At 60.7% G+C, this 24,852-nt stretch carries 16 protein-coding genes and 1 pseudogene; 10 read left to right on the forward strand and 7 right to left on the reverse strand.

Going from position 1 to position 24,852, the window contains the following annotated elements:
* Positions 1–36 precede the first annotated feature (36 nt).
* Together metW and metX are read right to left on the reverse strand one after the other, a co-directional pair.
* Positions 37–672 carry a methionine biosynthesis protein MetW gene (gene metW, locus SSA02_RS05655; RefSeq protein ID WP_147092991.1) on the reverse strand — a complete coding sequence of 212 codons (636 nt, stop codon included), beginning with the start codon at positions 670–672 and terminating at the stop codon, positions 37–39.
* Positions 662–1,843 carry a homoserine O-acetyltransferase MetX gene (metX, locus tag SSA02_RS05660; RefSeq protein ID WP_264884142.1) on the reverse strand — a complete coding sequence of 394 codons (1,182 nt, stop codon included), beginning with the start codon at positions 1,841–1,843 and terminating at the stop codon, positions 662–664. Before metX ends, metW begins: the two co-directional genes overlap by 11 nt.
* Positions 1,844–2,109: 266 nt before the next feature.
* Here metX and SSA02_RS05665 point away from each other — a divergent pair, with 266 nt between their 5' ends.
* Positions 2,110–5,874, forward strand: coding sequence for a glycoside hydrolase family 99-like domain-containing protein (locus tag SSA02_RS05665; RefSeq protein ID WP_147092995.1), 3,765 nt, complete (start codon positions 2,110–2,112; stop codon positions 5,872–5,874).
* Between the two features lie 50 nt (positions 5,875–5,924).
* On the opposite strand, the gene moaB is transcribed toward SSA02_RS05665, so the two are convergent.
* Positions 5,925–6,494 carry a molybdenum cofactor biosynthesis protein B gene (gene moaB, locus SSA02_RS05670; RefSeq protein ID WP_147093387.1) on the reverse strand — a complete coding sequence of 190 codons (570 nt, stop codon included), beginning with the start codon at positions 6,492–6,494 and terminating at the stop codon, positions 5,925–5,927.
* Positions 6,495–6,814: 320 nt separating this feature from the next.
* Between moaB and SSA02_RS05675 the strand changes: the two genes are divergently transcribed.
* Positions 6,815–7,618 (forward strand): NAD kinase, encoded by an 804-nt coding sequence (locus tag SSA02_RS05675; protein ID WP_147092997.1) that lies wholly within the window; start codon positions 6,815–6,817, stop codon positions 7,616–7,618.
* 26 nt (positions 7,619–7,644) lie between these two features.
* Complete coding sequence (locus tag SSA02_RS05680; protein WP_147092998.1) at positions 7,645–9,051, forward strand: amidase; 1,407 nt, start codon at positions 7,645–7,647, stop codon at positions 9,049–9,051.
* A 239-nt stretch (positions 9,052–9,290) separates the two neighbouring features.
* On the opposite strand, the gene SSA02_RS05685 is transcribed toward SSA02_RS05680, so the two are convergent.
* Complete coding sequence (locus tag SSA02_RS05685) at positions 9,291–10,718, reverse strand: glycosyltransferase 61 family protein (RefSeq protein WP_186807692.1); 1,428 nt, start codon at positions 10,716–10,718, stop codon at positions 9,291–9,293.
* 727 nt (positions 10,719–11,445) lie between these two features.
* On the opposite strand from SSA02_RS05685, the gene SSA02_RS05690 reads away from it, so the two are divergent.
* Together SSA02_RS05690 and SSA02_RS05695 are read left to right on the forward strand one after the other, a co-directional pair.
* The gene (locus tag SSA02_RS05690) at positions 11,446–15,135 is read left to right on the forward strand and encodes a pesticin C-terminus-like muramidase (RefSeq protein WP_147093001.1); all 3,690 of its coding nucleotides are present in this window, start codon (positions 11,446–11,448) and stop codon (positions 15,133–15,135) included.
* Positions 15,135–15,776: a hypothetical protein gene (locus SSA02_RS05695; RefSeq protein ID WP_147093003.1), complete on the forward strand. Its 642-nt coding sequence runs from the start codon at positions 15,135–15,137 to the stop codon at positions 15,774–15,776. Before SSA02_RS05690 ends, SSA02_RS05695 begins: the two co-directional genes overlap by 1 nt.
* Before the next feature lie 73 nt (positions 15,777–15,849).
* Here the strand turns inward: SSA02_RS05695 and SSA02_RS05700 are convergent.
* Positions 15,850–16,643 (reverse strand): annotated as a pseudogene (locus SSA02_RS05700) (transposase); the annotation flags it as partial.
* 429 nt (positions 16,644–17,072) lie between these two features.
* Between SSA02_RS05700 and SSA02_RS05705 the strand changes: the two are divergent.
* Positions 17,073–18,308 (forward strand): arabinose transporter, encoded by a 1,236-nt coding sequence (locus SSA02_RS05705; protein WP_147093005.1) that lies wholly within the window; start codon positions 17,073–17,075, stop codon positions 18,306–18,308.
* Between the two features lie 19 nt (positions 18,309–18,327).
* On the opposite strand, the gene SSA02_RS05710 is transcribed toward SSA02_RS05705, so the two are convergent.
* Complete coding sequence (locus SSA02_RS05710; protein ID WP_147093007.1) at positions 18,328–18,816, reverse strand: hypothetical protein; 489 nt, start codon at positions 18,814–18,816, stop codon at positions 18,328–18,330.
* A 171-nt stretch (positions 18,817–18,987) separates the two neighbouring features.
* Between SSA02_RS05710 and SSA02_RS05715 the strand changes: the two genes are divergently transcribed.
* Genes SSA02_RS05715 through pnuC form a run of 3 tightly spaced genes read left to right on the forward strand, consistent with a single transcriptional unit; the run spans position 18,988 to position 23,254 of the window.
* Entirely contained in the window at positions 18,988–21,390 is a 2,403-nt protein-coding gene (locus SSA02_RS05715) for a TonB-dependent receptor (protein WP_147093009.1), read from the forward strand.
* Positions 21,390–22,673 carry a phosphotransferase enzyme family protein gene (locus SSA02_RS05720; RefSeq protein ID WP_147093010.1) on the forward strand — a complete coding sequence of 428 codons (1,284 nt, stop codon included), beginning with the start codon at positions 21,390–21,392 and terminating at the stop codon, positions 22,671–22,673. Before SSA02_RS05715 ends, SSA02_RS05720 begins: the two co-directional genes overlap by 1 nt.
* A complete protein-coding gene (gene pnuC, locus SSA02_RS05725; protein ID WP_147093013.1) occupies positions 22,670–23,254 on the forward strand; it encodes a nicotinamide riboside transporter PnuC in 585 nt (194 codons plus the stop codon). The genes SSA02_RS05720 and pnuC overlap by 4 nt, the downstream gene beginning before the upstream one ends.
* 52 nt (positions 23,255–23,306) lie before the next feature.
* Here the strand turns inward: pnuC and SSA02_RS05730 are convergent, their stop codons facing one another.
* Positions 23,307–24,038 (reverse strand): SDR family oxidoreductase, encoded by a 732-nt coding sequence (locus SSA02_RS05730; RefSeq protein WP_147093015.1) that lies wholly within the window; start codon positions 24,036–24,038, stop codon positions 23,307–23,309.
* A gap of 264 nt (positions 24,039–24,302) precedes the next feature.
* On the opposite strand from SSA02_RS05730, the gene SSA02_RS05735 reads away from it, so the two are divergent.
* Positions 24,303–24,809: a GtrA family protein gene (locus tag SSA02_RS05735; protein ID WP_246103660.1), complete on the forward strand. Its 507-nt coding sequence runs from the start codon at positions 24,303–24,305 to the stop codon at positions 24,807–24,809.
* Positions 24,810–24,852 lie beyond the last annotated feature (43 nt).

The following is a 24,852-nucleotide window of genomic DNA, read 5'->3' on the forward strand; positions in this document are numbered from 1 at the left end:
ACCATGGCTTCGCAGGGCTGTAAAGCTTGTTTCGATCTATCTCGTACGACCTGCACGCCCCTGCTCCGCCGTCGTCTTGCGTCTGAGGAGAAACAGGGCCTGCTCACCGAAGAGATTGGCTAGGCGGATGGAACGCCGCCAGGGCGCACGATCTCCCGCCTCATCCACGGCGAGCCAGCGTTCGATGACATATCCCTCTTCCTCGCACAGGGCGAGGAAATCCCGGATCGTGCAAGGATGGATATTGGGCGTCTCGTACCATGGCGTGTGCCAGACCGTATTCATCGGCATGCGACCGCTGAGCAGGATCTGAAGGCGCAAACGCCAATGCCCGAAATTCGGGAAGGAAACGATCGCATGGCGTCCGATACGCAGCATCTGGCGGAGCACCTCGCGCGGCTTCTCGACGGCCTGGAGGGTTCTCTGGAGCACCACATAGTCGAACGCGTCGTCCGGGTAATGGACGAGATCCTGATCGGCATCGCCATGCATGACAGGCAGGCCGTGCGCCACGGCATGAGTGACCTCGCGCATATCGATCTCGATCCCGCGCGCATCGCATTGCCGGGTGCGGAAGAGATGCCCGATAAGCGTCCCGTCACCGCTCCCGATATCGAGAACGCGGGTGCCCGGGGCGATCATCTCGGCGATCAGTCTCTGATCAAGGCGCATGGGACAATCCGGGTCTGAGGGTGGCAGAGGCACCGGCATGCTCGGAAACCCCCGCGATGAACCCCCGCATCGTGCGCTCGAGATCGGGTTCATCGAGGAGAAAGGCGTCATGCCCCCGGTCGCTCTCGATCTCGACAAAGGACACATTGACCCCGGCCCGGTTCAGCGCGCGGGCGAGAAGACGCGATTGCGAGGTGGGAAAAAGCCAGTCGGACGTAAAGGAGATGATACAGAAACGGGTTTCGCAATCGCGGAACGGCGCGGAAAGATCGCCATCATAATCGGCACTCAGATCGAACCAGTCGAGCGCGCGGCTGATCGTCAGATAGGCATTCGCATCGAAACGCCGGACGAAGCTTGACCCCTGATGACGCAGATAGCTCTCCACCTCGAAGATCTCGCCGAAAAAGGAGCAGGCAGGTGCCCTTCCTCCCTGGGCAGGGGCAGGGTCGCGGCGGGTGCGTCGCCCGAACTTCTGGTTGAGCGCCTCTTCGGAGAGATAGGTGATATGCGCCATCATGCGGGCAACGGCGAGGCCCATGGCCGGAACGGTTCCATGCTCCCAGTACCGGCCGCCATGCCAGTCGGGATCGCCGCATATCGCCTGTCGGCTGACCTCGTTGAAGGCGATGTTCTGCGCCGAGTGAAAAGGCGCTGTCGCAATGGGCATTGCTGCCGTCACGCGCTCGGGAAAGCTCGCGACCCACTGAAGGACCTGCATCCCGCCCATCGATCCGCCGATAGCGGCGAAGAGACGCGCAATCCCCAGATGATCGAGCAGGCGCGCCTGGGCGCGGACCATGTCCTTGATGGTCACGGGAGGAAAATCCGTTCCCCAGGGTTCGCCGTTCTCGCGTAATGTGCGCGGGCCGGACGACCCCATACATCCTCCAAGCACATTGACGCAGAGGACGTAATACCGCTCGGTATCGATCGCACGGCCGGGACCGACGAGACGTTCCCACCATCCCGGCTTTCCGGTGACCGGATGCGTTTCGGCCACGAACTGATCGCCCGTCAGGGCGTGACAGACCAGGATGACGTTGTCGCGCTGCGGCGAGAGCGTCCCGTAGGCGCAATAGGCAATGTCGAGCGGTGCGACGAGGGCTCCGCATTCGAGCATCAGGCCTTCTGCGAGACTGACGCGAAACGAGGTCGGGCTTTCCCGGATCTCCTCGCTCGCCGGTCGGTCGGATCTGGTCGTCACGTCTATCCCATATGTCCTGATCGGGCGCCGAAGGGCCTCCGATCCGTGGCGTTTCATGTCATTCGGGCGAGAGATATGCCAGTTCGGACCTGACAGGGCAATTGCCCCCACCCTCTGCGGCCCCGCAAACTGACCGGCGCGACTCAAAGAAGAAAAAACGATCACGAATTCTCTTGTTATCAAGAATTCGATCGTTAATATTTGATTAAAGCACCACATGGAGCGCCGATATGCCGACTGCACTGCGATGTATTGGCCATTCCGGCCTGTTCGATATCGCGTTCTATCTTTCCCGCAATCCGGATCTCCGCGATCTCGGCAGTGGGGCGCTCTCGCATTATCATCACTCCGGATGGCGGGAGGGGCGCAAACCGAACCCCTTTTTCGACCCCACATGGTATCTGGAAACCTATCGCGACGTGACCGGCGATCCGCTCTATCACTACATCACCCGGGGCGATTATGAGGGGCGTCGTCCGGTGCCGTGGTTCGATCCACGCTGGTATCGCCAGTTCAACCGGGTTCCGGCCAACGGGCTCGCTCTCGCCCATTATCTCGCAAACCGGCAGCGTCCGGAAACGCGCCCCATGCCGGAGTTCGACCCGCAATTCTATCTCCAGACCTATGCCGATGTCGCAGCCTCCGGCATGGATCCGGTCGAGCATTACATGGTGCAGGGCTTCCGCGAGATCCGGAGGCCCTTTGCTGGATTCGATCCGGTCTTTTACCGGCAGCGTTATCTGCGCCACGATCCGGACGCGAACCCGTTCCTCCACTGGCTCGCGCATCGCCACGATCCCGGGGTATATCCCTCCCTTCCGGATCATGAGACCACGATCGCCCGGGAAATCAGACGCAGGACGCAACCCGGTCCGTTTTTCGAGGATCACCAGCCCCTGCCTTGCGCTGCGCTGCGTCGCGCGAGAGTCCTCGCCTATTATCTGCCCCAGTATCATGCGATCCGCGAGAACGATGCCTGGTGGGGAAAAGGCTTTACCGAATGGACCAATCTGGCCCGCGGCGTTCCGCGTTTCGCCGATCACTACCAGCCGCGCATCCCCCGCGATCTCGGGCATTATCGCCTCGATACGATCGCTCCCTTGCGTGAACAGGCCCGCATGGCGCGTGAAAGCGGAATCGAGGGTTTTGTCTTCTATCACTACTGGTTCGACGGCAAACGTCTGCTCGAGCGCCCGGTCGAACTTCTTCTGGACACACCCGACCTCGAGCTGCCCTTCTGTCTCATGTGGGCCAATGAGAGCTGGAGCCGTCGCTGGGATGGCAGCGAAAACGACGTCCTGATCGCCCAGAACCATCATGAGGCACAGGACGAGGCGCTCATCGCCGATTTCGTGCGCCACATGAAGGACCGACGCTACATCACCGTCGCAGATCGCCCTCTGCTCATGATCTACCGTCCCGGCGCGATACCCGAAGCCCGACGCCGGATCGCCCGCTGGCGGAGCCTTTTCAGACAGGCCGGGTTCGATCCGATACTGGTCATGGCGCAGGCCTTCGGAGACCATGACCCGGCGGAATACGGTCTCGACGGGGCCATCGAGTTCCCGCCGCACAAGCTGACGGAGTCCTGCACCCCGATCGAGGATCGGGTCGAAATCCTCGACGACGATCTCACCGCCCGTATCTACGACTACAGCGAGCTCGTCGAAAAGGCGCTTGCGGACGAAACCACCCCCTATCCGCGCATCCGGACGGCCGTGCCCTCCTGGGACAACGATCCCCGGCGCCAGGGCGCCGGCCTCGTCGTTCATGGCTCCACACCGCGGCTCTACGAGCAATGGCTCTCCGGCCTCGTGGCCCAGGCACGCGCGAACCGCTTCTTCGGCGAGGCGCTGATCTGCATCAACGCCTGGAACGAATGGGCCGAAGGTGCCTATCTCGAGCCGGACATCCATTTCGGGGCGGCCTATCTCAACGCCACGTCACGGGCTGTCAGCGGTTTCCAGAGCACCCTCTCCACCCGCCGCCTCCTGCTTGTGGGGCATGATGCCTTTCCCGCAGGTGCCCAGATGCTTCTCCTGGCGCTCGCGCGTGCCCTGCAGCGCAATCACGGCGTCGAGATCTCGTTCGTTCTGCTCGGAGGCGGCGATCTCCTGCCCGAATACCGCAAGCTCGGTACGGTCGAGATCCTGTCGCCGGGAATGCCTTCGGCCATGGAACGGCTCGCGGGGCTGCGTCGCGAGGGGATACGCAGCGCCATCGTGAACAGCGCGGCTTCCACGCGCCTCGCTCCGGATCTGGCAGAGGCGAAAATCCCCTTCCTGCTTCTCGTGCACGAGCTTCCGGGCATGGTGCGGTCCCGACACCTGGAGTCGTCGCTCCAGCGCGCCACGCATCTCGCGCATGAGGTCTTCGTGCCGGGCGGTCTGCTGGCGCGCTGCCATCCCCAGGCGACGATCCTGCCGCAGGGACTCTATGCCGAAATCGCCTTCGACGAGAGCGACCGGAGAAAGACGCGGCAGGCGCTCGGTATCGCGCCGGATGCCGTCGTCGTCGTCGGTGTCGGGTTCGGCGACACCCGCAAGGGCTTCGATCTCTTTCTCCATCTCTTCGGCATGATGCTCAGCCCGGCCTTTCTCTTCGGCGCAGTCAATCGCAGATGCGAGACGCTCCATTTCCTGTGGGTCGGCGATCTGGACCCTTCGCTCGAGAAGACCCTGACCGACGATCTCGAGCGCGCGCTGCGAACGCGCCGTTTTCATCTGACCCGCCGGGTCAACAATGTCGCCCCGTATCTCAGCGCGGCCGACCTCTTCCTCCTGACGTCGCGTGAGGATCCCTATCCCTCGGTGGTTATGGAAGCACTCTCATCCGGCCTACCCTGCTGCGTCTTTTCGGAAAACGGAATGATTCCCGAGCTGCTGGAGCAGTTGCGAAAGGAAGGCGACGACAGACACGAATGCGTCCCGCCGGGCGATCTTCCCGCCATGGGCGGCGTCGTGCTCGATCACCTCCGGAAGCCGCGCCCGGACCCGCGTAAGCGCAAGGGAACGGGGCGCAAGCTGAAAACGCGTTTCTCTTTCGATGCCTATGCGGCGCGCCTGATGATCTCGGCCTTTCCGACCCATCCCACCGTATCGGTGGTCGTTCTTTCATTCAATTATGCGCGCTATCTCGCCGCACGCCTTGCCACCGTATTCGCGCAGGACTGCCCTGTGCTTGAGATCCTCGTTCTCGATGACGGCTCGGACGATGGCAGTCCGGAGCTTGCCGAACGCTATGCCCGGGAATTCGACCGGCGGATCGTACTGGTCCGCAATGCAAAACGCAGCGGCTGCGTTTTTGCCCAATGGCAGAAGGCGCTCGATCTCGCCAAGGGCGAATGGATCTGGATCGCCGAGGCGGACGACCTCTCGGAGCCGGATTTCCTGTCGAGCCTGCTCGATGTCACACGACAAAGCGCCCGTATCGTCATGGCATTCTGCGACAGCCGGGCCATCGACCGGGACGGGGTCGAACTCATGCCGAGTTATCAGGAATACTATCGCTCCCATGTCCGCCACCTGATGGCCCGGGACATGCTGATCGACGGGCAGAGCTTCGTCAGGGACTATCTTTCAGTCGCCAATCTCGTTCTGAACGTGAGTGCTGCCATCTTCCGTCGCGTGGCGCTGCGCGACGCAGTCCGCAGCTGCGCCCAGGAGCTGCGCACGTTCCGCCTGGCCGGAGACTGGCGTCTCTATCTCGAGCTTCTCCTGCGACCCGATGCACAGCTGGCTTTTCTGGCGAAGCCGCGCAACATCCATCGTCGCCATTCCGACTCAGTGACAGGATCGATGGACCGGACGGATCATCTGGAGGAGATCGCGCGCCTGCATCGTGAAATCGACCGTCGTCTCGGCTATCCGGAGGGTCTGAGCCAGAGGCAGCGCATCGCGCGCGAAGACCTGGCAAAGCGCTTCGGAATCTCCCCCGCGATCCCGGCCCTTCCCTGCCCTGCCCTGCCGCCCCCGAATGCGATCAACCAGCTCTGAAACACGCATATGGCCGGACGGGGGCAACCGCCCGGGTCAGGAAATCCCGTTCAAGGGCGCGTGGGTTCATGTTCGCGAAGCCGCGGCATCAGTTCCACGAAATTGCACGGGCTGTGCCGGCTGTCGAGCTGATGGACGAGAATGTCGTCCCAACCGTCGCACACCGCCCCGGAGGATCCTGGAAGGGCGAAAAGGAACGTGCCTGCCGCCACGCCGGCCATCGCTCTGGACTGGATGGTCGACGTGCCGATCTTTGCATAGGACAGCATACGGAACAGCTCGCCGAAGCCCGGAATATCCTTCTCGATAACAGCGGCAAACGCTTCCGGTGTCACGTCCCGACCCGTGATGCCAGTCCCTCCGGTCGTGATCACCACGTCGATCTGCGGATCATCGATCCAGGCCTTCAGGCAGGTCGTGATGCGCTCGACACTATCGGGCACGATATCCCGCGCGGCCAGATCGTGCCCTGCCGCCTCGATACGGGCGGCGAGGATCGCCCCCGAACGATCCGTCTCCAGCGTACGACTGTCGGAAACCGTGAGAACGGCGATACGGCACGGGCGAAACACTGTGGCAGGGTTCTGGGTCTTCGTTTCCAAGGCGGGCGTCCTGAGCATGGGGAGACGGATCCGTATCGTGAGGGAACGGTCGCGATCGCTCTCCCTAATGCCGCCAGCCGCCGCGCGCCGCAACTCCTGCGCGCCTGTCGCGATATCGGCCGCCCGGCCCCTCGTCACGTCGTTCGTCATATCGTTCGTCATGTCGCTAATGGCCGTTCCGGGCTTCGAGGGCGTCACGCGTGAGGTTGCGACATGCGAGCACGGTCGCTAGGGTGCAGCGAAACCCTATTCTTTCAAGAGGCTCGATTGGTGAACCGTCTGATCCGAGGCCTGAACTTCCTGCCCGGCGGGTCTCGCTTCCTCATGGCAGGCGCGGCATGAGCGCGCCGATGCAGACGCCCTCATGCTTCCCGAAAAAGCCCGAGCGCATCGCCTTTCTCGCTGCGCCTACCGATATTGCCCGTCAGACACGGGAGAAACTGATCGGTCGATACGGAGATTGCCCGCTCGAGACCGCGGATGTCGCCGTATGCCTCGGCGGCGACGGCTTTCTGCTCGAAGTACTCCATCGCGTCATTCAGTTCGGTATTCCCGTCTATGGCCTGAACTGCGGATCGGTCGGCTTTCTGCTCAATACGGTGTCGGATCAGGATCTGATCAGCCGCCTGACCAAGGCCCAGCCATCGGAGCTGCACCCCTTGCGCATGAAGGCGACAGGACGGGACGGGACGGCGCATGAGGGGATCGCGTTCAATGACGTCTTCCTGTTCCGTCAGACACGTCAGGCTGTGAAAATCCGGATCGAAGTGGATAACAGGGTTCGCCTTCCCGAGCTGATCTGCGACGGTATCATCGTGGCAACCCCTGCGGGATCGACCGCCTATAATCTCTCCGCCCACGGGCCGATCGTGCCCCTCACGGCCAATCTGCTTCCCCTGACGCCGATTTCCGCGTTTCGCCCGCGGCGCTGGCGGGGTGCGCTTCTTCCTTCCTCCGCTTCGGTCCGTTTCACCCTGCTCGAACAGGACAAGAGGCCCTGCGCCGCCGTGGCCGATTTCCTCGAGGTGCGCGACGTGGTCGGCGTGACCGTGGACGAGGACAGGAGCCTCAAGGCGACGATCCTCTTCGATCCCGATCACGGTCTTTCAGAGCGGATCATCGCAGAACAATTTGCCGAATGACGCAGTGACGTGAAAGGCGCGCGCGCATGAGTGGTTCCGGTGCTTCCGATTCCTTCACCCCTCTTCCTCCCTCCCTTCCTTTCACGCTGCGTGAGGCGGCAGAACGTCTGGAACGGGGTGAAACGACGAGCAGGGCGCTCGTGGAAATGTGTATCGAGCGGGTCGAGACATGCGGGAACGCGCGCGCCGCCTATGACGGGGCGTTCAATGCCGATCGCGCCCGACGCTACGCCGACGCCGCCGATCATATCCGCGCGAAGGGATATCAGGCGTCTCCCCTCGCCGGGCTTCCGATCTCGATCAAGGGTCTGTTCGATCTTGCGGGCGACGTGACCCGGGCCGGATCCCTCATCCTTGCGGACCGCCCCCCGGCGGGATCTGATGCGAAGGCCATCGGTCATCTGCGCGCAGCCGGATTCATTCTCCTCGGTCACACGCAGATGACCGAATTCGCCTATTCCGGCCTCGGTCTCAACCCGCATGGCCCCCAACCCGTCAATACGCTCGTGGACACGCAGGACGCGGTGCCGGGAGGATCCAGCTCGGGCGGGGCGGTTTCGGTCGCAACCGGCGCGGCCCTTGCGGCCATAGGCTCCGACACGGGGGGGTCCTGTCGTATCCCGGCAGCTTTCAACGGTCTGACCGGTTTCAAACCCACAGCGTCGCGCATCAGTCGCGAGGGCATGATTCCGCTCTCTCCGAGCTTCGACAGCGTCGGTGCAATGGCCCGCGACGTTCGCGACTGCGCCCTGCTCGACCACATCATGGCCGGGCACAACCCGATGGACCGCGCGCCCTCCCTCATCGCGAGAGATAGAAAAGAGGGGCGGATCTGCCTCCTCCTCCCGACCTCCATTCTGCGCGACGATGCGGATTCACAGGTTCTTGCGGTGTTCGAAGCGGCCCTCAAACATCTCGAGCAAGGGGGGATCGAGATCGTCCGGCGCCCCCTGCCGCTGCTGGAAACCGCGGCAGGGCTCAATCTTCAGGGACAGATCGTCGCGGCGGAATCCTATCTGACTTTCCATGACGATCTGCTTCTCCATCCGGAGCGGTTCGACCCCCGCGTGCGCGAACGGATCGAAGTCGGCGAAAGCATTCCCGTCGCGACGCTGCGCGACCTCTATATCGAGCGACAGAAGCTTTGCGCACAATTCGCCTCGGAGATGAGCGATTTCGACGCGATGATCTGCCCGACCGTGCCGATCCTCCCCCCCGCGATAAGCGCCTGTCAGGACAAGGTGTCCTATGGTCGCTACAACCGGCTCGTCCTGCGCAATCCGTCATTCGCAAATCTCTTCGACGGCTGCGCGATCACCCTTCCGATGCAATGGGAGGGTCTTCCGGCCGGGTTGATGCTGACGGCCAGCAACGGAAAGGACCAGACGCTCCTCTCGGTGGCGGAGCGTATCGAGCGTCGCCTGAAAATCTGAACCCGGGAAGCGCGGCAGCCGTGTCGATCGGCGATCAGATCCTTCCCTGCGAGGTCCCGAAAGAGGCCTGCTGCGTGGCGCGAGACCGGGAAGATCCCCGATGACGGTCTTGCCCCTGGCGCGCTCCGTCTGCGGTCGGAAAAGACAGGCGAATATCGGGACCGTCCTGTCGGATACGCCGCTGCATTCTTCTCACGCAAGGCGATCATTCCGTCATGCGTCCGGCCATGTCGGTTCGGTTAAAGTCGGGGGCGCATCAGGACAGGCTCGGGTGTAAACTGTTCCCATTCCTTGACCGCGAGCCGGTCGCAGATGATCTGGTCACCCGTGATCGCGCTGAGATATCTGCCCGTATAGCCATGTCGCAGCGAAATCGTACCGTTATCGTTGCGGACGAGACGATAGAACAGCTCGGGACCCTGGTTGTTGTCGCGCTCGATCGTGAGGCAGTCCTTCGTCGGCGTCGTAAGCACCGCCTGATTCCCCGTGACGGGATGCATGACCAAGGGAAGTTTCCTGCTCCCATCGGCGACACCATGGGACACGATCCCGAGCTGCCGGTCGATATGCAGATATGTCCCGTGACAGGTTCTCAGCAGGAAGGACTGCGTGACGTCCACCGCTCCATGCGGCTCTTCCTCCGTTTCCTCCCATATCCGGCGTCGGGTCAGGTCGATGAGGAAATCGGAAACGGCCCCGGGGTCCCTGATGCGATAGAGAGCCGGGTGTCCCGGCGCAGCGCCCTCGCTGACGATCCCGGGCGTTTGAACATAAGCCAGCCGCGCATCGTTGACCTTGTCCATCAGATAGAAATTGGAGGAATGGTCTCCGTTGCAGGAAAGTGCGATCCCGATGGGCGCCTTGCAGAATATACTGTTATGAAAGGCCGATCCGACAAATCCGACAGTGGGCCTGCTCGCGGAAAACAATCCTGTCTGCTGGGGGATCGTCAGTTTTTCCGGCGAGACCACCAGAAAGCCGGCCCGTTCCATATCGCGCGCCACATTCTCCTCTCCCAGGATTGTCCGCATCTGACTGCTGAACCCGGCGCGTGTGAGATAGCGCGGGCGATCATCGCCCGGGTCCTCCCGATGCCTTGCCCCCAGCTCGTTGCAGAAACGGGCAAAGGTGCGATGAGCGAAGTGATTTTCCTCGAAAGATGTGCCCGCTACGATCAGGGACGGCAGACGCGTCGGCCTGTTGAAGACGACCAGTTCGTTGCGGTCTATGCCCAGAAGCGAGAAGAAACCGGCAAGCCATTCGAGCGAAAAAAGATAATCCAGCGTCTTCTCCGCATGAACCAGGATTTTGAGGCCGTCATATTTCTGCTTGTAGCACCAGTATCTCGGCAGACACTCGGTGATGAAATGCCCGAAATGGTTCATGATATTGCCCCCGTAGTAATATATGTCCTCGGGGGCTTTCGGATGTTCGGGCGACGGGCTCACGCAGCAGCTTGCCGATTGACCGAGAGCATGATTGGGCCATCCGCGTCTCGGACCGGCTGAGGAGACGAGCCTTCCGTAACAGTCATAGATGCCGAAATACGGATCGTAATGTCCCGGTATGCGCGGAATATACAAGCAATCCCGGATGTTCTGGATCAGGGGATCGTGCTCGAATGTCTTGAGTCCGTAATCGAAGCACGGTGCTTTTTCGTAAAGCAAGGCGTTTTTTCCCCAAGAAGCGATCCTGTCCTTACCGATAGTCCCGAAATCCTTCCCGCCCCGCAAGACCCCCTCCCCCTGTCGCGAAACAGATCTCATCGTCCTTTCTGCCTCCGGCGATACGCTGTCTTGCCGAACGCGTTACCGACCGTCGTCGCGCGCATGGTTGCCAATCCGCCTTCTTCCCGACCGGTCAGACCCGACACCCCGTTCCTGCGGAGGTGGCTTCCATGCTTCGGACAGGGGCGGATGCTGGCTCGGCGAGGCATGACGTGATGCCCCAGCGCCGTCTGTCTGACCGCATCACGACGAATAGTATAGACTGCACGATGTTGGTGGCAGAGCCCGGAAACCTGTCCGGACATACGGAGCCATTTCCCTCTACGTCGGCTCCTTTGCGCCCTGCGAGAGGTCTACTTCATCCGACCGGTCAATCGAGAGGATGCCACGCCATCATCACAGCATAGACCTCACATACAAAATACAGGAAAACTGTCTCCTAAGTCAGCTATATTATATATGGTAGAGAAATCACCTTCTATCTCAGTCAAAAATTGTGATATTTCTGCAACTGACTCTACGATTTTAGATATTTCTGACGATTTATAGTGAAGGAAAATAAGGAATACCGGGCAACGCACATCTTTTGTCATCGGCCTCCTGATTTACAAAGATCTCGAATCGCATTCGTGTTGCGGAAAGCAATAGGGATACATGTGGTTACGAAATGTCTGAGATCTTTCCTGCACTCCTCCCCGAAACGCACAAGTCAGACCTTCTGACGAGCGCAAATGCGCTTTCCTATACCGGTAGAGGCTCGGACTCTCTTGTCGAGAACGTTCTTGCCCAGGGCAGTGAACGCAAAGCAGATTTTGCTCATACGCCCGGCGTGATCATGGGCGATACGAATGCGCAGCTCGACGCTCTACAGACGCGAAGCGCTATGCTCGCAGATCTGACTTCACGTGTGGCATCTCCAGTTCTTTTCCCGAGCAGCGGAGCGGTGACAGGCAGGACTGACGACTCTGTTCTATCGGTTGCGCCCGCAGGCAGCGCCACAGATTCTCTCGTTCGGGTGAGCTCACCGCTCAACACGGAAGGCAACACGCCCTCAGGTATCGCAACCGCCCTCCCTGACCTGAAGTTCATCAGCAATCAGACGGCCCGTCTCACGGATACGGCCCATCACGACAGCGCCTATTTCGGCGTGCCGAAGATTGGGGAAGACGGGTCAGAAATCCCGCAATCCGTTTCGATAAACGAACATTCTGCACGATCCCGGTCATTTGCTTTCAGCGTCTATTCACCGACCCCGTCAGCGGCCTACGATCAGGCTGTCTATGCCGATGCCTCAAACTCGGGGATGATGTCCTGGGGCACGGGAGGTATTGGCGGGACAATAGGTGGTGGCGGTTTCACGCCCAAAGAAGCCGCCAATTTCGCAGTTGATGTGTGGCTGCGCCGGGGGCCCGAATGGGCCAAGGATATACTTGGCACGACATTGTCTCCTCAAGTTATGAGAGATTTCGCGGACGTTATACATGGGGCGGTGAAGAAACATGGCGAAAGTCCCGCTCAATCCATACAACGTCAAAGATATAAGATCGCCACGAGTCAGTATGGCGAGGAATTGCGTAATTCCGTCTCAAACGACTTACTGGGGCGCAATCTAACCGCTGACGAACACAAAAATTTGGCTGTGAAACTTGCCGAGGGATCGAAGACGTTCGCTCAATTTCGTAGGGACGCAGCCTATAGTGAAGCGGCGCGGCACAAGATTGCTGAGATTTTCAAACAGAGCCACGGCTTTGATGCAACACCGCAAGATATAGACTATGGATCGATGAAGACCGCTGACGGCTGGTCGATGCAGGATTATCGCTGGCACGAAGCTCATAGCGATCGTGTTGCCTCAGAGCTGAAAGACATGATCTCGACTGTACAGGGGCGGCCCTATCGGGAATCCGATGCCAGCTGGCTGCGCAGCAGGCAGGACAGCCTCGGCACTGGTCAGCGAACCATGCTACAGACCCGGCAGGATTTCGCTCGATGGACTGCTGATCACGGCGGATACGACGCATGCTTTCAGGCAGTCCATGGCACTCCCATAGAGGAGGCCGACAGGAACTACGCAGCCATCAGAATAGGCGACGGCTGGTCGATGCAGGACTATCGCTGGAACGAAGCACACAGCGATCGTGTCACCTCAGAGCTGAAAGACATGATCTCGACTGTGCAGGGGCGGCCCTATCGGGAATTGGATGCCAGCTGGATACGCGGCAAGCAGGACAGCCTCGGCACTGGTCAGCGAACGATGCTACAGACCCGGCAGGATTTCGCTCGATGGACTGCTGATCACGGCGGATACGACGCATGTTTTCAGGCAGTTCATGGCACTCCCATACAGGAAGCCGACAGGATCTATGCCGCGATCATGATTGGCAATGGCTGGTCGGTGCAGGACTATCGCTGGAATGAAGCGCATGGTGATCGAGCTGCTCGTGAGATTCGAGAGATGTTCCGCAACGTTTCGGGGAAAGAGGCCGGAGATGGGGACGTAAAATGGTTACAGTATGCAATAGCAACGGGCAGCGATTACACTACAGCGCGAGCGAACCTGGCCTGGTCCGATTTTGGCAAAAACGCAGTCAAGTCCGTTTATGAACGCACTGCGGGCATCAAGAACCCTACAGACTTCCAGTTCATGGTTTATCAGGAGCGCCTCGCCAAGGGAGCGGACATAGCAGATATCACCCGCAGCATTGCCAATTCTTGGGAGGGCCACGACGCTGTCAAGGCCGTTTATGAACGCACTGCGGGCATCAAGAGCCCTACAGACTTCCAGTTCATGGTTTATCAGGAGCGTCTCGCCAAGGGAGCGGACATAGCAGATATCACCCGCAGCATTGCCAATTCGTGGGAGGGCCACGACGCTGTCAAGGCCGTCTATGAACGCACTGCGGGCATCAAGAACCCTACAGACTTCCAGTTCATGGTTTATCAGGCGCGTCTCGCCAAGGGAGCGGACATAGCAGATATCACCCGCAGCATTGCCAATTCGTGGGAGGGCCACGACGCTGTCAAGGCCGTCTATGAACGCACTGCGGGCATCAAGAACCCTACAGACTTCCAGTTCATGGTTTATCAGGCGCGTCTCGCCAAGGGAGCGGACATAGCAGATATCACCCGCAGTATTGCCTACTCATGGGAGGGCCGTGACGCTGTCAAGGCCGTCTTCGAACGCATTGCGGGCATCAAGAACCCTACAGACTTCCAATTCAAGTTTTATCAGGAGCGCCTCGCCGAGGGAGCGGACATAGCAAATATCACTCGCGGCATTGCCGGCTCGTGGGAAGGACGCGACGCTGTCAAGGCGACCGCTCACGCCACTTTGGATCGCGATCTGACTGCCGAGGAATCCGGCCACTATCGAGAGGAACTGGCCAACGGCAGAACGCTCTCCGATGTGCGTAACAGAATGGCCCGCAGCTCAGAGGTCAGAAGCAATATTGGTAAGCTGTTCCAGCTCGCTTACGGAGACCCGGCGACTGAGACAGAAGTATCTGCACTACAACAAAAACTCGGCACGGAAGCCAGCTGGGATTCCCTGAGAAAAACCCAGATCTACTCGACTCGTGCTCGCGACTACCTTTCGTCCATCCACAAACAAGCCTTTCATTCAGAGATCACAGCCAGCACCCTAGCGCAATATCAAGACGACATTGTCCATCATCGTGATGTCTATGGGAAAATCCTGGAGCTTATCACTCCGAAGGCACCACCAACGCTTCAGCGAGATCAGTGGACCTATGTGAACGAGGACGGCCCACATGGCATTGCGTTAGACGGTTACGTTCCCAAGCAGAATCATTATGTCAAGGACCCCGTTACCGGACATAATGTAAATCATCCCGTCCCCGACGTTCATTCCGGAGTTACCATCGGGCATGGGATCGATCTGGGTCAATTTCTCAAAAGCGAGCTGAAATCGATGGGCATCCCCGATTTCCTGCTGAAGAAACTCCCGGATGAACTATTTGCTCCCAAATCCGGCAGCAAAGGCCTTCTGGGTCAAGTTGCACAGGATTGGCTCGATAAGCATAAGCTGAAACTATCGCGCCAAGAAGCAGAAATGATTTCTGCCAAAGTATATGAACATCATTCCGATCAGATAATTAAAGATTACAACAAAAGATTTACCGAAGTCCCATTTCACATGCTCAACACGAACTTACAAACAGTAATCGTCGATCTCGGTTTCAGGAGAGGACCGGGATATCTACGCGGTATACCGGGACAAACTCTGATTGACAAAATTCATGCTGGGGATATACATGGGGCATCAGAATACATAAAGTCCTTCGGCCCTAGTGACAGTCGATATTTGAAAAATGCACGAAAGGTATTGGAGAAGTAATGATGAAATTTATTATTTCAATTCTGCTCGTATCATCATCTCTTTTCATCGGCGCACCACGATCGAAAGCAGAGAATACAAAGTGTTATTTTCCGGATATCCCTTCTTTTGCGGATAGGAAAACTCATTCGGATGGGGTTCATGCCGATCTATCTTTCGATAGTTATAGAGCCGTGAACCCCAAAGGAGCTGCGCGATTGCTGCATTGTGCTCAGGCTTTATATAAAAATGCGAACCTGTCACAGTTCAACGACGCCTCCCGCAGGAGGCTGGATCGCACCATGAAGACGACCTGGCACGATCACGATACTAGCCTAACAGTAAGGAAGAACGAATATATTACTCTGGGAGGAAGTTCACAACTCGGGAGCGCGAATGATATCGGGACGATGATCATCTCTCCCGACAAAGAACTGGCAGGGATAGGTCTACTCCTGAATAACGAAGATAGAACCGATCAGGTCATTCCGCTCAATCACGTCACCTCGAATTTCGTGTTTATTTTCAACTTCAGGGATGAACCAGTCAATCATCAGATAACAATTAATGAAATGCAAGCAATATTAGACTTGATAAATGACAATTCCAGTGGATTTTACTATTTCAGAAACGAGTATTTTATAAAATCGAGTTTTGATTGAGACGCATTTCTATCAGGACAAAGGGGTCAAAAGGCGCAAGACGTTTGGTCGGAGCCTGTTTGGAAACTCGTAGCTAGGCGCTTTTTCGGGTGAGATTGGCGTCCGTGGCGACGAGGATCACGGCCGTTGAAACGTCACTGTGGCGCTCGTAGTCTCTGCTCGTAGTCTGTCACGAGGCGCCGCCAGCGGATCACCCAGCCGAAACTGCGCTCCACGGCCCGTCGATGGGGCATAACCATGAAGCCCTTAGCTCCGCCCCCCGAGGCGGATGGTTCCGACGACGAAACCAAGGTAAAACGCCTTGGCCATCAGCGGGAAACGGCCATGGACGCGAACGTCAGACAGGTGCTTCATCGATGGTCGGCGCTTGCGGATCGCCTTCGGACTCCATCGGCCTCCGGCACCATCGGAGAAACCGGCCGGGCTCCGGTTGACCATCGGCAGACGCCCGCCTCTAACGACGGCACCATGGCGCTCGCAGCCGGGCGATCTTCCTGCGGGCATCGTTTCCCCCTTGTTTCGGGGTGCGGCGCCTTGACGCTCTGGCTGTCGATCCCCCCGGCTGTCGGGCTGACTTCGCGCCCCGCCCACGCCCGGTCGAACATAAGTCCGACGCCATGGAGGGTCTGGAACAGGAAACGCCGCGCCAGTTTCCATAACCAGCCATTGCACGTGCGCCGGCGACCGAAATGCACTGGCAGCATCCGCCAGCCGCAGCCCGGGCGGACCGGATAGCGCACCGCGTCGATCGCCTCGCGGAACGTGACTTCCCGCGAATGACCCATACGCCCCGGTTCGGGCATCAGCCGCGCGATCCGCTCCGATTTCCTCGTCCGTCATGTCAGGCGGACAGCGCCTCGTCTTTCGGGCAGATCCCGGCTATCCCTGCCCGCGTCATCGCTGCCCCTTCCCGGTGCGTCCGTCGTGCTCCCTTCGATGCTGCCCCGGAACAGATGATCCCCGGTCCGGGTCCATAAGGAAATCGGGAGCCGTCTCAGGGCTCCTGATGCGAGCGCGCGCCGGGTGTCACGGCGCGGCGTCGTCGGAAACAATCCCGGAGGTTCGCGCGCTGGAAAGCAGGGCATCGCTGCCCCTGCCGATCAAATGACAAGGCCATCGGATGGCAGGTCCATCGGATGACGACAGGAGAGACTACCGCCATCGTGGAAAGGCGCGATCTGCATTGCGCGCGTGGCCACCAAGACGCGTTCAGCCCGACCGTCCCGATCTGAAGGCCCGATCCTGTCACCGCAGCGTTATTTGTGTTCACGATGCCAGAAGATTACTTTTCGTGTCATGATCGCGCGCCAGAACAGGACCTTTAAGACGCAGGAGCACGCCGTTCCCGGGGGCGGAACCCGTTCCCTCGCCGTACTGACTGTGGCTCTCTTCCTGTCCTATCTTTCGGTGGCGATGCCGCTCTCGGTCATACCGGCCTTCGTGACACGCTGGCCGGGTTACGGAAATGCCCTTGCCGGAACTGCCGTCGGATGTGCCTTCGTCTCCACGATTCTGACACGCGCACTCGCCGGGGGATTTGCCGATCGTCGTGGCGGCGGCATCAGCATGCGCATCGGTCTGACGCTCTACGCTCTGGCCAGTCTTCTTTGCCTGCTTCCGGGCCTTGCGATCGTTCCGCCCGTGGCGGCGTTCTGTGTGCTGATTGCAGGTCGGCTGCTCCTCGGCGTCGGTGAAAGCTACACCCTCGTCGGGATGCATGGCTGGGGCATCGCCCTTTCCGGCCCCGAAAAGGCAGGCACGGTTCTGACATGGACCGGTGCGGCGATGTACGGGGCCTTCGCCATGGGCGGCCCGATCGGGCTCGCTGTCTATCACGCATCCGGATTTTCCGCCCTGATGGCGCTCTGCGCGGCGCTGCCCTGTCTCGGCTTCGTACTGATCCGTTCCGTTCCGGCAGGGCCGCTGGTGAGCGGGGAGCGAAGCAGCTTCTGGCCGGTTCTGGGGCTGATCCGTCCCTACGGGAGCGTCATCGCCCTCCAGGGCGTCGGCTTCGCGGTGCTCGGCGCCTTCATTTCCGTCTATTTCCTTCACAGGCACTGGCATCATGGCGGGCTCGGTCTGACCTGTTTCGGTCTGGCCTTCGTGATGGGCCGTCTCCTCTTCGGGCATCTTCCCGACCGTCTGGGCGGGCTGCGCGTTGCCCTCGTATCCCTGGCCATCGAGACAGCAGGTCAGATCTGCATCGCCTTTGCCCCATCTCCATCCCTCGCCTTGCTCGGCGCCGTATTCACGGGCAGCGGCTGCTCGCTCCTTTATCCGTCCATGGGCGTGGAAGTCGTGAAACGCGTCTCGGGGCCGATGCGCGCGACCGCACTCGGCGGGTTCGCTGCATTCCAGGATCTCTCCTATGCGGTGAGCGGCCCCGTGGCAGGGCTCGTATCCGATCGTTTCGGCGATCGTGCGATGTTTCTGCTCGGTGCGGTTTGTGCCGCTGCCGGACTCGTGCTCGTCACTGCCCTGCTCGCGCGAGGCAGGCGGGTTCCGGCGCCCGCAGACGACGCCCGGATCTGACGAACTTCTTCTTGCGCGTTCAGATCCCGTAAGCCAGATGAAACCCTGCCATCTCGAGATGGGACGGTATTGGCGCAAGCGGCGCCTCCATCCTCGCCTCGCGTTCGATCTCAGGCGGAGCGGTTTCCTGAACGGGCGGCGCCGCTTCCCCGGACACCGCCACGACGTCGGTGCTCTCTGCTTCCGATGGGCAGAGGACCCCGGAACGGGGAACGCAGTGCAACAGAACCGTGTAATCGCTGTCCTGAAATCCCGAGGGTCTCTCGCCTTTGCGACGCTGGACGAGCCATCCTGACAAGGCCGCCTCGAGGGCCTCGCGCGCCTCATCCCCGGAGCGCCCCACCTGCTCCGTGACGAGATCCGCCAGCCGCGCATAATCGTGTTCCGTCATGCGATGGGGCGCCGCGTCGTTTTCCGCTTTGACGACCCAGTCGCCCATATGATCCTTCATCGTCGCAAGCATCGTCTCGCCCGTTCTCCTTCGATCCGCACCGATGATAGCAGACATGACCCCGGCTCGCCCAGAATACCCTCGGCGCTCTTCCTGTTCCGTGCCAGATCCCGATCCCTCCCCGGGAAGAGAAGGAAAATCGTTGTGATAACGATTGCAATATGAGACCTGCACGCATACCGGGTCCGTCCGCCCGCGCCTTACTCGTCCGGATCGTATCTCTTTTTCATGCCAAACACCCAGCGTCTTCCCCTCCGCCTGACCGATTGCCGATCGGACAAGGATCGCCCGAAATGCTCCTTTCTCCGGGGGGCGCTGTTGCTTGCAGCATCCCTGCCGCTTCAACCGGTTGCATGGGCGGAAACCGGAGTCGGGAAACACCCCGGCCACGACAGGCCGGTGGAGCATATCGTGGTGCAGGCCCGCGATGCGGAACCTGGCGGCGGTCTGATAAGGCCGGAGCACGGGACGAAAGCTGTCAGCGTCGTCGATGCCCATTTCATCGCAACCCAGGCGCCGATCTCAACGGCCTATCAGCTGAGCGCACTGCTCCCGGGGGCGAATGTCGCCGCGTCCGATCCGATGGGGCTCTCTCCGCAAACCACGATTTCCGTCCGCGGTCTCGGTGGAGACGCCATCGGCTATGTTCTCGAGGGCATGCCGATGAACGACCTCGCTTATTACTCGGGATATCCCAGCCAGTTCGCGGATAGCGAGAACTATCGCAGCATCGCGCTCGCCCAAGGTGCAGCCGATCTGGATTCCCCGGTGCTGAACGCGGCGGGCGGTCTCATGTCCCTCCGGTTCCGCGATCCCGCCCGGGAGTTCGGCGGCATGGTCTCGGCATCCTACGGATCCTATGGAACCAACCGGCAGTTCCTCCGGCTCGATACGGGCACGATCGCCCGTACGGGACTGCGCGGCTTCGTCTCCTATTCCCATACGGGAGCGCATAACTGGCGCGGCCCCGGCGGCAATCAGCGCCATCATGTGGACTTCAAACTCGTGCGCCCGATAGGCGACTCGTCGCAGATCGGGTTCGTCGGCAGCTGGAACAGCACCGTGACCGGCTATTATCCGCAGCTGACGAAAGACGCGTTCCGCATGGCGGGCATCGGGGGCGACAACGTCCTCGCCGCGCATTTCGACCGTTCGGACACGACCCGGGCCACCTCGTATTATCGTCTCTGGCGACAACCGGAGCGCACGCTCTATCTCGGTCTGCCCGTGTCGTTACGCCTCGCCGATCGTCTCACCCTGACGACGACGGCCTATGCGCAGGGCGCCTACGGCAATGTGCCCGGTGGCTCGACGCTTCCGGTCGAGGGGCTGTGGCTCGGAACTTCGCAACTCGACCAGTCCCTTCCGCTCCGGCCGGGGGAAGACGGTCAGGCACTCGTGCGCGCCAACTATACCCAGCGCAGCTATCGCTCGGGCTTTACCTCCGAACTGGCCTGGAAAACGCGCTGGAACGAGCTGATCCTGGGATACTGGTTCGATTATGGAGACGATCACGAGGTGCAGTCCTTTTCTCCCGTCTCACCCGGGGGAGATGCGCCGAATATCTGGGGCAACGGACAACGCGGCTTCATCCGGCTGGATGACGGGACGCGTTTCCTTGCAGGCGACAATCACACCGTCAGCATGACGAATGCCCTGTTCATCGGTGACAGGATGCATTTCCTGTCCGACCGGCTCCTGCTGTCATTCGGCTTCAGGGAGGTCATGATCAACCGTGACGGCACGAACGCCCTTCCCGGCCCGCAATACCATGTCGGCAGCAACGGCACGGCGCCCCTGCCCCGTTTCGGGCTGCGCTACCAGATCGCATCGCGCCATCAGATCTTCATGAACGCGACGACGAATTTCCGCGCGCCCTCCCTGACGGCCTTCTACAACCTTTACGATCCGACGAGCGGAGCCCCCGAGATCGAGGGGAAATCGAACCTGAAGAACGAATACTCCATCTCCGAGGAGATCGGTTACCGTTATGCCGGTCCCCGCGTGACGGGGAGCATCACGTTCTTCAACTACAATTTCACCAACAGACAGATTACCACCCTCGTCCCCGTCAATGCCGTTCCGGTCCAGTCCACCATCAATGCGGGTGGGCAGACATCGCGCGGTCTGGACGTCGAACTCGGGCTTCGCCCGTGGCATCATTTCGCCCCCTACCTGTCGGGTGAATATCTCCATGCGACGATCGACAACGATATCGCGGCTAATGGCGATCTCCTTCCCACTGCGGGCAAAAGGGCCGTCAGAAGCCCCGCGCTTCAGGCCTCGGCGGGTCTCGCCTATGATGACGGGCATATCTTCGGTTTCGCATCCCTGCATTATACCGGGCGTCAATATGCCACGTTCACGAACGATGAACGCATCAGCGACAGGACGACGGGAGATCTCAGTCTGGGATACCGGTTCTCGTCCCGAGGCAGGATGAAAGCCCCGTCGATCCGCCTCAACCTCATCAATCTGACCAACGAGCATTTCCTGTCGGGCGTTGCGGACCCGACCCTGAACGCACGGGATACCGCAGGACGATACGGAACCCTCATTGCCGGCTCCGCGCCCGATTATTATGTCGGCGGCGGGTTCTCCGCGCTGGCAACCTTCGCTACGGGATTCTGATGGAAAACGCCGGAGATCACGACGCACCCGGTCAGTTCGGCCTCTGGAAGAAACATGCCGAACGCGACTGGCCCGCCCTGACGGAACAGGAAATCGCATCGGTACTCGCTCCCGCATCTCCGGACTCCGCCGCCACCGGCGACCGGCATCCCTCGCCGTCCTGCGATAAGACCGCGCCGTTCTGGCACAGCGAAAGACCGTTTTCCGCAGCGGCGCTGATCGTAAGGCAAGGGGCGCCCGACGTGATCGTCAAGCGCCATCATCATGGCTTGCGCAGCAGGGAGACATTGCAGACCGAACATGCCCTGATCCGTCACCTTCACGGCAGAGGGCTTCCGGTCGCCCTCCCCCTTGCGCTCGCGAATGGAGAGGATGTCACGTGCGAGGACCCTTGGGTGTACGAGGCTTTTCCGCGTCTTTCCGGTCGGGATCTCTATCGGGATCGCATGTCGTGGGATCCCTATTTCTCGGTCGCGCAGGCGCGTGCCGCCGGACAGGCTCTGGCACGGTACCACGATGCCGCGACCGGCTTCGAGGCGCCGGACAGGGCAGATACGCCACTCGTCTCGGCGCTCGCACCGCTTCTGGGGACCCAGCCCGAGAGCGCGCTCCGGCGCTGGGTCGCCGCCCAACCGGCCCTCGAGGGCGCGCTCGACAGACACGATCCGCACGGGCGCTGGCTCGCGGCGCTCGCGCCCCATCTCCACCGCGCGGCGCAAAAGCCCGATTCCTTCCCTTCCCTGTGGGGGCATGGAGACTGGCACGGCTCGAACCTGATCTGGCCGGATGAAATCGCAGGCGGTGGCACGGATGCCGCGCCGCATCCCGATGCGGATATCGTTGCGCCCTGCCCGTTCGATTTCGGTATGGCCGATCGCACCACCCGCCCTTTCGACATCGCGGTCGCGCTCGAACGCAGCATGTTCGGCTGGCTCTCGCCCGAGGCGGGCAGCTATCGCGTCGAATGGGAGCAGATCGATGCCTTCCTGAGCGGCTACGACCGGCTCTGGCCCCTTTCCGGACGTCTTTGCAAGGCGATCGCGACCATGCTGCCGCTCGCCCATGTAACCTTCGCCTGTTCGGAAATCTGGTATTACGACACGCTTCTCGGGCGAGAGGACGATGCCCGGACGGCTCTCGAGGACTACCTGATTGCCCATGCCGCCTGGTTTTCATCGCCCGACGGTCGGGCCGCCTGCGACCATATCGCGCGATGGGAAGCGCGCTCGCAAAAAGCGCATAGGCAGGACGCGCCGCCCGGAAAAGGGCGTTTCGCCGGATGAGCCCCGTCGAGGCCCTCGCCGTTCTGCTGACGCTTCTCGGTATAGGGCTGACCGGGAGACGCCGCGTCGAGGGCTTTCCCCTGTCGCTCGGGGCCGCGCTTTTGTATCTCTGCGTCTTCATCCGTGCCCGGCTTTTCGCCGATGCGATGCTGCAACTGGTCTTCGCTGCTGCGGTGCTGAAAGGGTGGCACGACTGGAGACGCGCTTACACGGATGAAAGCGGCATAACCGTCCGACATGCAGGACCGCTTCGCATGGTCCGGGATTGCGGTATCGGCGTCGTGGCGAGCGCGGCACTCGCCACGGCTCTCTCACGCTGGACATCCGATGCAGCACCCGTGACCGATGCCACGCTGAGCGTCTTCAGCGTGATCGGACAGATATGGACGGGAAGACGATTCATCGAATGCTGGGCATTATGGATCGTCGTCGATACCGCCTATATCGGCCTCTTCATCGGCCGCAGCCTCTGGCTGACCGCGGGGCTCTATCTGTGCCTCGTCCTTCTCGCCTCATATGCCCTCGTTTCGTGGCATCGCGCCCGGAGCCAGCGGTCCGGGCCGGACCCGGTCCGCATGTGAGCTCCGGCCCCGGACCGGCCCCGCGCCGCGAGACGCGGCCGCCCGAAGCGGATCAGGCGCAAAGACCTCCATCCACGGTCAGCGTGGAGCCCGTGACGTATCCGGCCCGCGCGCTGGCGAGATAGGAGACGGCCTCGGCGATATCGGCAGTCTCACCGTAATGTCCGGTCGCCACGAAACTGCCGATCAGCGCCGCGCTGTCTCCGTCTTTCGGGTTGAGATCCGTATCGATCGGACCGGGCTGGACCACATTGGCGGTAATGCCCTGCGGCCCGAGATCGCGCGCAAGACCGCGAACGAAGCCGATCAGCGCCGCTTTCGTCGCGGCATAGACAGACACGCCCGGGAGGGGGACGCGCTCTCCGAAGGCGGAGCCCATATAGATCAGACGGCCGCCCCGACGCATATGCGGCACCGCTGCTGCGGTTTCCACCATCACCGCGCGAAGATTGAGCGCGAGCGTGCGGTCGATATCCTCATCCGTCATCGTCTCGATCGTGCCATAGGGGTAGCAGCCTGCATTGCAGACGAGGGCGTCGATCGTCCCGAATGCCGCAACCGTCGCCTCGACCGCGTGACGGTTCTCTTCCGCTTTCGCGCCATCCGCGCGGATCACGAGCGCACGACGCCCGAGAGCCTCGACGGCATCCTTGGTCTCACGCGCCTTTTCCTCATTGCTGGAATAGGTCAGGGCAATATCGAAGCCGTCTCTTGCCAGCGTCCGGCAGATCGCGGCGCCGATACCGCGGCTTCCCCCCGTGACGAGTGCGATACGTGCGGTCATGCTTCTCTCCCTGTCTTGCTCTGGGCCAGTTCTACGTTGGGCCAGTCCTGGGTTGGGCCAATCTCAGATTGGGCCTGTCTCACTCTGGCCCTGTCCGGCTCCGGCCAGGATAGTGCAACGATGTCCGCTGGGTTCCAAGAGCTGGCCAGCCCATATCTGCCCCGGGAAAAAGGCGGGGGCTGGCCGGGACCCGCTTCTTGCACAGACGGGATGAAGCCCTTACGAACTGATGGCCAGTCTTCATGTCCGGACAAAGGCAGCCTCTTGCGCAGAAACCGCATTTTCTACCCGCGCGCGCCGCATCAGCTGACCGCACAGTTCCTGCGGTTTGCGACCATCGGTGCGATGGGTCTCGTATGGGATATCCTGATCGTCTGGCTGCTCGAACCCGAACTCGGCCTGACGGCGGCAGCGCTCGTTTCGTATTTCGCCGTCGCGACGATCAACTGGAGTCTCAACCAGCTCTGGACATTCCGTCATGTTGCCAATCGCAGCCACCCCGTATTGCAATGGCTGCATTTTCTTGCCGCGAACAGTTTCGGATTCCTGCTCAATCGCGGAACCGTGTACGCGCTCTGCTTTACGGTTCCGTTCTGTGCCCGGCATGTCGCGCTTCCTCTCGCTGCAGGCGCCCTCATGGGGCTGACGGCCAATTTCAGCCTGTCACGCAAGCTCGTTTTCCGCGCGAAGATCCCCGAAACGCCTCTCGAACTGGCACGGATGACCACGGATCTGCACGTCACGGAACAGGATCGCGATCTGGAATCCTGATCGGCACACGCGCAAAACATTTCCTTCGGAGCCTCTTTGCTCT

Source organism: Swaminathania salitolerans (genome assembly GCF_007988945.1).
Taxonomy (GTDB): domain Bacteria; phylum Pseudomonadota; class Alphaproteobacteria; order Acetobacterales; family Acetobacteraceae; genus Swaminathania; species Swaminathania salitolerans.